At 33.4% G+C, this 10,111-nt stretch carries 10 protein-coding genes; all 10 read right to left on the bottom strand.

The window, feature by feature from the left end; genetic code table 11:
* Positions 1–474: 474 nt before the first annotated feature.
* Entirely contained in the window at positions 475–1,122 is a 648-nt protein-coding gene (gene phoU, locus U9P79_08920) for a phosphate signaling complex protein PhoU (protein MEA2104742.1), read from the bottom strand.
* Between the two features lie 284 nt (positions 1,123–1,406).
* The gene (gene pstB, locus U9P79_08915) at positions 1,407–2,162 is read right to left on the bottom strand and encodes a phosphate ABC transporter ATP-binding protein PstB (GenBank protein MEA2104741.1); all 756 of its coding nucleotides are present in this window, start codon (positions 2,160–2,162) and stop codon (positions 1,407–1,409) included.
* On the bottom strand, positions 2,156–3,010 hold the full coding sequence (gene pstA / locus U9P79_08910; GenBank protein MEA2104740.1) for a phosphate ABC transporter permease PstA: 855 nt from the start codon (positions 3,008–3,010) through the stop codon (positions 2,156–2,158). Before pstA ends, pstB begins: the two co-directional genes overlap by 7 nt.
* Positions 3,007–3,873 carry a phosphate ABC transporter permease subunit PstC gene (gene pstC / locus U9P79_08905; GenBank protein MEA2104739.1) on the bottom strand — a complete coding sequence of 289 codons (867 nt, stop codon included), beginning with the start codon at positions 3,871–3,873 and terminating at the stop codon, positions 3,007–3,009. The genes pstA and pstC overlap by 4 nt, the downstream gene beginning before the upstream one ends.
* A gap of 309 nt (positions 3,874–4,182) precedes the next feature.
* Complete coding sequence (locus tag U9P79_08900) at positions 4,183–5,004, bottom strand: PstS family phosphate ABC transporter substrate-binding protein (GenBank protein ID MEA2104738.1); 822 nt, start codon at positions 5,002–5,004, stop codon at positions 4,183–4,185.
* A gap of 20 nt (positions 5,005–5,024) precedes the next feature.
* Positions 5,025–6,074 carry a hypothetical protein gene (locus tag U9P79_08895; protein MEA2104737.1) on the bottom strand — a complete coding sequence of 350 codons (1,050 nt, stop codon included), beginning with the start codon at positions 6,072–6,074 and terminating at the stop codon, positions 5,025–5,027.
* 444 nt (positions 6,075–6,518) lie between these two features.
* Positions 6,519–7,028: a sigma-70 family RNA polymerase sigma factor gene (locus U9P79_08890; GenBank protein ID MEA2104736.1), complete on the bottom strand. Its 510-nt coding sequence runs from the start codon at positions 7,026–7,028 to the stop codon at positions 6,519–6,521.
* On the bottom strand, positions 7,007–8,734 hold the full coding sequence (locus U9P79_08885; GenBank protein MEA2104735.1) for an ATP-binding protein: 1,728 nt from the start codon (positions 8,732–8,734) through the stop codon (positions 7,007–7,009). The genes U9P79_08890 and U9P79_08885 overlap by 22 nt, the downstream gene beginning before the upstream one ends.
* Before the next feature lie 155 nt (positions 8,735–8,889).
* Positions 8,890–9,057 carry a hypothetical protein gene (locus U9P79_08880; protein ID MEA2104734.1) on the bottom strand — a complete coding sequence of 56 codons (168 nt, stop codon included), beginning with the start codon at positions 9,055–9,057 and terminating at the stop codon, positions 8,890–8,892.
* 51 nt (positions 9,058–9,108) lie between these two features.
* The gene (locus U9P79_08875; GenBank protein ID MEA2104733.1) at positions 9,109–9,795 is read right to left on the bottom strand and encodes a response regulator transcription factor; all 687 of its coding nucleotides are present in this window, start codon (positions 9,793–9,795) and stop codon (positions 9,109–9,111) included.
* Between the last annotated feature and the right edge of the window lie 316 nt (positions 9,796–10,111).

Below are 10,111 nucleotides of genomic sequence, written 5' to 3'. Positions count from 1 at the left end.
ATCGGCTGTTGCTCTGTCGGTATTCTTGATGCGGATAATTACGTTTTCTGCCGCTAAAAACATAGCAGAAAGCAATATGCAAATTAGGGTGAGTGTAAACACATATTTTCTCATAGTGTAGTCCTTTTCTTTTAATCAAATATTTTTGATTAAAAATTTTCCGACAATATTCTTTGTCAACTTTTCTGGCAATTAAATGGGTTTATCTCATTTTTATGAAAGTTCAGAAAGTTTTTACACTAAAAAAAAATTACACTGATTGCTGGATTGGTTTGCTTTTTTTTATGTGGACTCATTAATATAAATAAAATTGCTATTTTTATCAAATTCATAACGACTTCTTTTATTAATAAATTTTTATAAATTCTAATGCCATTTAATACCTAATAGATGGCAGCTGCCACGCTCTCTCACTTTCTCTCCTAGCGTGGCTATGGAGCTGTGTGTTACGTGAAAGTTTTCAAAAAATAAATTCTAATCAAACTGTCCGTGCTTTATATCTTTCCCTTCGGATAAATAAATAGCTTCTTCGGCGATATTTGTTGCCAGATCGGCAATTCGTTCGATCTTAAAAATAATATCATAAAAATCAAACATCATTCGGATTTCCTCAGGATTGGTTTTAATGTATTTGATAATCTCATTCCTCAATTCGGCATGCAAATCGTCAACTATATCATCTTTTTTACAAACATTTCGTGCTAATTCACAATCTTCTTTTTTAAATGATTCGATGCTTTCTCGCAACATTTCTTGAGATTTCTTAGCCATTAAAATAGGGGTTTCTATATTAATAAAATTATTACTTTCCAGATAAACAATATAGAAATTACTAATGTCTGTTATCAAATCGCCAATCCTTTCCAGATCATTATTCATTTTCAAGATCATCACCACAGTTCTCAGATTCTTTCCTTCCGGTTGATTCAAAGCAATCATCGCAATAGCATCTTCCTCAATTGCAATTTCGTAAGCGTTCACTTTGTTTTCCAAAATAAATATCTCTTTGAGTTTTTCTTTATCTTTATCTTTTAGATTTTCAATAAAGTTTTCAAGCATTGATTCAACTGTTCCCGCTTGAATTATAATCTGCTTTTTTATTTGATCAATTTTATTTAACATTTTATTTCTCCTTCTTAATTAGAGTCTGTCCGTAAAGGAAAATCTTGAGTTAAATTCCGTTTTTTTGAACTTGACTTAAGATTTTCCAACTCACAAATATAACGCTAATTAACTTAATAGATAATTTTTTCAATTAGTCACGGAATCAGGCTTCGTTACACTATGCCCAGACAGGTTGGTCCGTGACTTCTCGAGAAGGCTACTTTACGGATGGACTCTAATTCTACTTTTTCCTTTGTATTTTTTTAATTTCAGCGTCTCTAAGTGAGCTTTTTTTTCTTAAATTACCCAAATACACCATTCAAATATGCTTCCGTTTTTTTATTTTCCGGTACTGTAAATACTTTTTTAGTTTCACCAAATTCCATTAATTCACCAAGATACATAAATGCTGTATAATCGGAAATTCTTCCTGCTTGAGCAATATTGTGAGTTACGATCAGAATTGTTACCTGCTTTCGGAGTTCAATACATAATTCTTCGATTTTTGCAGTAGATTGCGGATCAAGAGCGGAAGTCGGTTCATCAAATAAGATGATTTCAGGATCATTGGCTAAAGCTCGCGCGATACAAAGTCGTTGTTGTTGACCTCCGGATAATGAAAAAGCGGAATCATTCAATCTATCTTTTACCTCATCCCAAAGCCAAGCATTTTTTAAACTTTTTTCCACAATTTCATTGATTTTCGCTCTCTTTTCACCTCTAATTTCCAAGCCGAAAGCTACATTTTTATAGATTGATTTGGGAAAGGGATTTGGTCTTTGAAAAACCATTCCCACTTGAGAACGTATTCTTGAAATATCGTTTTTGGAAGCATAAATATCCAGATCAGACAATATTACTTTACCGCATATTTTAGTTTCGGGAATCAGGTCATTCATTCTGTTAAAAGTACGCAGTAAAGTTGATTTCCCACAACCGGAAGGTCCTATCAAAGCAGTAATCTTTTTATCAAAAATCGAAATAGAAACATCTTGCAGAACGTGTTTTTTTCCGAACCAGAGATTTAACTCTTTTGTTTGAATATGTGCTTTTACCATTTTCGTTTTTTCCTCATTCTATATCTGATAATTATCGCTATTGCACTGACAAATAAAACCAAAGCCAACAGTACAACAGCAGTTCCATAAGCAATTGGTATTTGTTTTTCTGCGTTTACGCCTTCGGTGAGGAGTGCATAAATATGATACGGAAGTGCCATCACTTCATCCATCGCAGTTTTGGGCAATCTACGTGTATAAAACGTTGCTGCCGTAAATAAAATCGGAGCTGTTTCACCGGCAACTCTACCGATACTGATAATTGTTCCTGTTAAAATATTAGGCAAAGCTGTAGGAATAATTACCTTCATAATAGTTTGCCTTTGATTTGCTCCCAAAGCCAAAGAAGCTTCGACAAAATCTCTGGGGACACTGCGAATAGCTTCTTCGGCATTATTGATTATCACCGGTAAAACCAGAATTGCCAAAGTGAGCGAACCAGCCAGCATTGAAACATCAAAATGAAATAATCTTACAAAAACCGTCAGTCCAAAAAGACCGTAAATAATCGAAGGAATTCCCGCCAAAGTGTTCACGGCAATTCTCACAATTCTCACTAACCATTTTGGTTTTGCATAATTTGTCATATAAATTGCTGTGAAAATGCCAAGAGGAAATGAAATTGCTATGGAAAGAACAGTTAGCCAAAAAGTTCCGACTATTGCCGGAAAAATTCCACCTTCCGTCATAAACTTTCGCGGAGATTTGCTAAGAAATTCCCAACTTATCACTCCCCAACCTTTGCTGAAGATTACATAAAGAAATACTATGAGAAACATTGCAGTGCATAACAGGAAAAATCGAAGCAGATTAATCCCGAGAAGTTGGTTCAATTTGCGCCTGTTCATCTGTTTCTCCTGTTCAGAAAGACAAATTCCGTGATAAAATTAGAGATGAAAGTGATAATGAACAACACGACGGAAATTCCGTATAAAGCGTGAAAGTGAGGACTTCCGATTACAGTCTCTCCCATTTCGGAAGCAATAGCAGCTGTCATTGGTCGTACAGGTTGAAAAAGGCTTGAAGGAATCTGAGCAGCTCCTCCGGCAACCATAATTACTACCATAGTTTCCCCAATTGCACGTCCAAAACCGAGAATTATACTTCCCATAACTCCGGTTTTTGCTGCCGGTAAAACAACTTTGATAATTGTCTCCCATTTGGTAGCTCCCAGAGCAAGAGAAGCTTCTCTCAGGCTTTTGGGAACTGTAGAAATTGCATCTTCACTCATACTCGAAATAATCGGAATTACCATCACTCCGAGTATAATCGAAGCGGAAAGTGCATTCAATCCGTTTGGAATGCCAAATACTTTTATCATAAACGGAGCAAGAAAAGCCATTCCAAATAAACCGTAAACCACTGAAGGAATACCGGCAAGAAGTTCAATAAACGGTTTTATTATCTCTTTTGTTCTATTTCCGGCAATTTCGGAAATATATATCGCAGAACCAACTCCAAATGGTATCGCAATCAATAAAGCTCCCAGCGTTACTACAATCGAACCAACTATTAAGGCTGTAATTCCAAAATCAGCCGGATAAAGGGTTGGATGCCATTCAATTCCAAAAAATTCTGTTAAACCGGCGTATTTAAGGATTGGGAAACCTTCGTGAAATAGTGTGATAATAATTCCACCAAGACAGGCAATTGTAAATAAAGCCGCAATATGAGTGATTGCCTTAAATACTTTTTCGTTAAAATTTTTCATTTAATTTCCGTATCCCATCCTCAACCCTTCCCCTTACAAAGGGGAGTTAGAGGGATTTATAAAATTTTCACTATTCATTATAAGTTACTCTTTCGAGTCGAAGAAATCTATTCTCGTTTCCAAGCAGAACCTTGGGAACAAGATAGACTTAATCAGACTTGCTTCGCAACGATAATAATGAGTGTGAAGCGAGAATGATGATTTCAATCGAATAATTCTCACTTCACATTTCACGAAGTCTTTTAATCTTAGCGTCTCTGCGTCTTTGCGAGACATTTTTCTTCTTGGAAAACTCTACTCAGCAAAGGCTTAATCAACTTTTACAAATCCCAGTTCTTCAACAATGTTTTGTCCTTCAGCAGACAAGACAAAATCAATGTATTGCTTTACCAATCCTTTTGGAGTTCCGTTGGTGTACATATGAAGAGTTCTGGAGATAGGATATTCTTTGGATTGAATTGTTTTGACCGTAGGCATTATTCCATCAATTGTAACAGCTTTTATTCTTTTTGTTACATAACCAAGTCCGGCATAACCGATTGCTCCCGGTGTAGAAGAAATTGTGGTAACCACAGCATTATTGGAAGCAAGCATTAGAGCCCCGTCAATACTCTTTGCTCCTTTGAGAACGAGTTTATTGAAAACTTCAAAAGTTCCGGATGATACATCTCTTGAGATAACTACAATTGGCATATTTTTTCCACCAAGTTCTTTCCAATTTTGTATTTCACCTGTGTAAATATCTTTCACTTGAGCCATTGTAAGAGCTTTTACAGAATTGTCTTTATGAAGAACGACAGCAATTCCGTCATTCGCAACAATATGTTCCACCGGATTGATTCCCGATTCTCGGGCAGCCAAAAGCTCTTTGTTTTTGATATGACGGGAAGCATTTCCAATATCCACAGTTCCAGCCATAATCGAAGCGATTCCTACACTTGAACCGCCACCACGAACAGAGATATTTATTTCCGGATTGTTATCCATAAAAATTTCGGCAGTTGCTTGAGCAATGGGAAGCACGGTTGTGGAACCGGCAATTGTTACGTGATTTCTTTTTGCCAAGCAGGGAACGACTATCAGCATCATAATAATGTTTGTAATTACAATTTTCTTTAATAGATTTTTCATAATTTTCCTCTTATTTTTTATTATATTTTATTAGAGAATATCCAACGTAATTGGACCATGATTGTATTTAGCGGGTCTTTTTCGCTATCTTCCGGGGTTTCAATCTCATAATTTGCCTGAATGAATAACTTAGGTTTATTTTTTGCATCACGCATAATGTAATAATTTGTTCCCAAAAGCAACAAAGATTTTCCATCATTTTCCGCATCTGTATTTGGGTCATAAATATCATATCTCGCCACAAGATCAAATGAATTATTGATTTTGAAAGTCGGCATCAAAGAAATAACTGTTTTAGTCACATCATCATAATCATTTTGATTTGGTTTGGATTTTGTCTGGTTTAGAAATTGAACTAATAATTTGGCAGGACCATAAGCAAATTTTCCAACTCCGGCAAATTGCATAAATTCTTCTCTATCAGGATTATTGATCATTGTTCCTGTGCTATCGGCAATTTCACTATCTTTAGCAGTTTTCATCATAAATGAACCACCTACGGTAATCCCGGGAATAGGTGTAATTCTTGTATTTACGAGAAAATTCATATCTTTATTAAGATCATCTCCTGTTTTTTTGTAGCCTTCACCATTATAAACAGCAGATTGATAAGTTCCGAATCCTTTTGGGAAATATCCGCTTAGACCAACTCCATAATCCGTAGAACTTACAAATTTGTACTTATCGGAAGGATCTTTCTCTATTGTTGTATAATCCCACGAATAGATTGTTCCGAAATATGTTTTCATCAATCCGGCTGTGAGTTTTAGGTCTTTTACCGGAAATAAATTATTGAAATCAAGATAAGCATATTTCAATTTCATTCCAGCTCCGGTGGGAGAATCATCATCACTATAAAAATCAAGATTGAAACGTCCTTTAATGTTATTCCCAAAGGTTGGTTCTAATCGAAAATAACCTCTTTTTAAAGCCATTTCGTTTTTCTTGAGCACACCATCTTCCGTTTGATAAGTCCATCTGTTCCATAACTCCATCTTTAGTTTTGTTTTAGCAGTTAATGAGCAGATGATTGATAAAATGAACATTAGTAATAAAATGCTTTTTTTCATTTAATTACTCCTTTATATTTTTTTTGTTCATAGTATTATACTTTTGGATTGTTAATTAAAAATAAGCGGATTGTTAAGATTGTGTTAAGAAGAGAGAAAACAGTGAATAACTAACCCTGAATAGTTAATAATTTAAAAGAGAAAAAAATGTCAGAATTGAAATTTATTGGAATTATGGATCAATTAAAAAGAATTGTTTATTTTACTTGCAATTTCACAGATAGGATTGCCTATTCTTGCTTATTTAGAGTCCATCCGTAAAGGAGTCTTTGCGAGACGGCACGGACCATTCCGTTTGAAGAGACGTCACGGACCAACCTGTCCGGGCATAGTGTAACGAAGCCTGATTCCGTGCCGAATTGAAAAAGTTACCTATTAAGTTAGTTTACGTTATATTTGTGAGTTGGAAAATCTTAAGTCAAGTTCAAAAAAACGGAACTTAACTCAAGATTTTCCGACACTATTTAGCCTTAATCTTCTCAAACCTTTTTCTTTGATTTGACGAACTCGTTCTCTTGATATTTTTAGAATTACTGAAATCTCTTTAAGAGTTTTTTCTTCATTGAATAAAAGCCCCAGAACTTTCTTTTCTATATTCGGAATATTTTCGGGAAATATTATTCTATTATTTTCTTCAGAAGCAGATTCAGTATTATTCATTTTACCGGAATCTTTTTTCTCATAGGAGAAAGCTTCACTAAATTTCTCGTTATTTCTTCCAGCTCCGATAAATTTCAAAATATATTTTTTTATCCAGAATACAGCGTAGGTAGAGAACTTAACTTCTTTTTGAGGATCAAATCTTTTGAAAGCTTCATAAACTCCCAAAGTTCCTTCCTGAATCAATTCTTCCATTGTTACAACAGAACTTAAATAATTTGAAGCAATTTTTTTTATCAAAGGAATGACAGATTCCAGTTTCTTCTCAAAATCTAAATTTTTATCGGAAGCCATATTTTTACGCTTGTTCCATCACCAAGTTTACTTTGAATTTCTATTTTTCCTCTATGAAGCTGAATAATATGTTTCACAATTGACAATCCCAAACCTGTTCCACCCACTTTTCTGGTTCTTGATTTGTCAATAACATAAAATCGTTCGAATAAACGAGGTATTTTTTCTTCTGAGATGCCAATTCCGGAATCAACAAAATCTATCCTCACATAATTATCTTGAGTAATAACCGAAATAGAAACAGAATTATTTTCATTTGAATATTTGATCGCATTATCAATTAGATTCACAAAAACCTGTTCCAATCTAAAAGGATCAACTTCGATCTTAGGTATTTCAGCAAAATTAGTTATGATTTTTATTCTCTTTTCAGATGCACTTTGCTCAAAGATATTTATTGAATTTTGCAAAATTTTTCTAATATCCATTTTTTCAAATGTAAGTTGGCGAGTTGATTCAATCTCGGATAAATTCATAATATCATTAACAATATAGATCAAACGGTCGGTATTTCTTTTCAGAATATTAAAATAATGAGAATAATCCGAACTTAGATCACTCTCCATTGTTTCCAAAAATCCTTTTATAGATGTAAGCGGAGTTTTGAGTTCGTGGGAAGCATTGATTACGAAATCCTTTTTCATTTTCTGTAAATTTTTGATTTCCGTAATATCATACAAAAGAAAAATTGTCGAAGAAGATTTCTGCAAATAAGAGCTACTAATCAGATAAAATCTGGCTCTAATCTTAATTTCAAGCTTTGCACTTACTTTGGATTTTAAAATATTTCCAACCCTTTCAATGAGTTCGGGATTTTCAAAAACATTCCAATAAAAGCTCTCTTCAATAGCGTTTACACTCACAAAATCTATAAATGATTGATTATGAAATACAATTCTATCTTTGCTATCTATTATCCAAAAAATTTCTTGAATAGAATTTATGATAGAAGTTAATTCCTCTGATTTTATTGATAGCTCTGAAACTTGTTGATCTATCTTTTCCACCATTAAATTGAAATTGTTCGTTAATTCGTGAGTTTCATCTTTATTCTTAGAAAAAATTCTTATCTTAAAATCTCCATTTGCTACTTTTTGCGAAGCTGCGGCAAGTTTCCTGATTGGTTTCGTGAAATGATTTGCCAAAATCAAAGAGATAATAAATGAAAAGATTATTACAATAAATGCTGTGAGAAAAATATTATTTTTGATAGTATCCAATAAATCAAAAATCTCATTCACAAAACCACTCACCCGAATAAATGCTTTGATTTTTCCTTCTTGATAAATTGGAATTGCCACATAAATCATTTTTTCGTGAAGCGTATTACTTATGCGTAATCTAAATCCTATTCCATTATTTCCGGCTTCCAAAATTTCAGGACGGTTTTTGTGATTCACCATCAGATTAGGGTCTGTTTCAGAATCAACTATAACTTCACCATCTTCTAAAATTATTGTAATTCTGGAATCAATATTTTCCGATAGTATTTGAATTTTCCCTATCAGCTGTTCATTTCCAGCTTGCAGAGAATCTTGTTCAATAATCATTTCAACCGATTTCGCGAGATGTAATAGATGTTCTTTTGTATATTCAAGGTAACTTTGTTTAATTGAGTTTAGTGAAACAATCAGTGAAACGAATAATGAGAGAATTATCAAGAGGGTAAAACTTAAAAGATGTTTTTGAAAAATCCCGAATTTCATATTTTTTCCTTTGTTAATACAATCATCTTGAGGAAAATCTTGAGTTAAGTTCCGTTTTTTTGAACTTGACTTAAGATTTTCCACTCAAAAATATAACTCTAATTCGAGTCTGTCCGTAAAGTAGCATATCAAGTAAAATATATTCTTCATCCTTTTTACAACTCATCCCCTAACCCCTTCTCTTCAAAGAGAAGGGGGATTTTTATCTCCCTCTCTCCGCCAGCTGGCGGAAGGGTCGGGGTGAGGTCGAAAAATAGCACTTTACGGATAGACACTAATTCAGCTTCTTCCTTTCTCTTTTGCTTTCCTTTCTCTTTTATCATTTTTTAGTCGTTTTTTTTCACTAAAATCAACGACTAAACTCTTTATCAAAGTCAAATAAGTTTATAGCCAATTCCTCGAATATTTTTGATCAGGTTTCCAGTCTCACCCATCTTTTTTCGTAAGTTTCTAATATGAACATCAATAGTTCTATCAATTACAATTTTATCATTTCCCCAAAGATGGTTCAATAATTGATTACGAGAAAACACCCAACCTCTTCGCTCGGAAAGCAATTCCAATATCTTAAATTCAGTAGAAGTGAGATCAAGAATTTTTTCATCCGATCGCACTTCATATTTAGCAAGATTAATCTTAAGGTTATCTCCAATTTTTCGAATATTCTCCTTTGCTGAAACAGTTTTTGTAGCTGTTCTACGTAAAATACTTTTTATTCGAGCCAACAATTCTCTCGGGGAAAAAGGTTTCACCATATAGTCATCAGCTCCAAATTCTAAGCCTAGAACTTTATCCATCACATCATCTCTGGCGGTTAGCATTATGATTGGAATTTCTTTCCATAATTCTGAGTTTCTAATAATTCTACAAACTTCAAAACCATCAATTTCCGGAAGCATTATATCTAAAACAATCAAATCGGGTAATTTGGTTTTTAATCTATCCAAAAAAGAAACCGAATCTTCAAAAGCAGAAACTTCATATCCGGCTTTACTGATATTAATTAGTAAAAGTTCTAGAATATCAGGTTCATCATCAACGACATAGATTAATTTATTCATTTTTTATCTCTTTCTCTAAAAAAATATTTAATCAAATATTCTGTCTATATAAAAAAATTCAAAATTAAATTCAGTCAAGATTTTTAAAATTATGTGACATTTTTTTTCTTTCTATTTTAGCTATTCATTTTAAGAAAGTATAAAAGCTAATCCCTATATCCATATAGGATAAACTCCGCTCTGCACAAAAAAAAACCCGACTCGTAGTAATATATCCGAATCGGGTTTGAAATTAATTTATATTTTGATATTATCTTCTATCTCATCAGAATAATCATCTTTTCGTCATAATCTTTGTTGTTCACCTTCAATTTGT

It is taken from the genome of Candidatus Cloacimonadota bacterium (assembly GCA_034661015.1).
In the GTDB taxonomy this organism is placed as follows: domain Bacteria; phylum Cloacimonadota; class Cloacimonadia; order JGIOTU-2; family JGIOTU-2; genus JAYEKN01.
The sequence above is the reverse complement of the archived record's forward strand: the minus strand, read 5'-3'. Positions and strand labels throughout refer to the sequence as shown.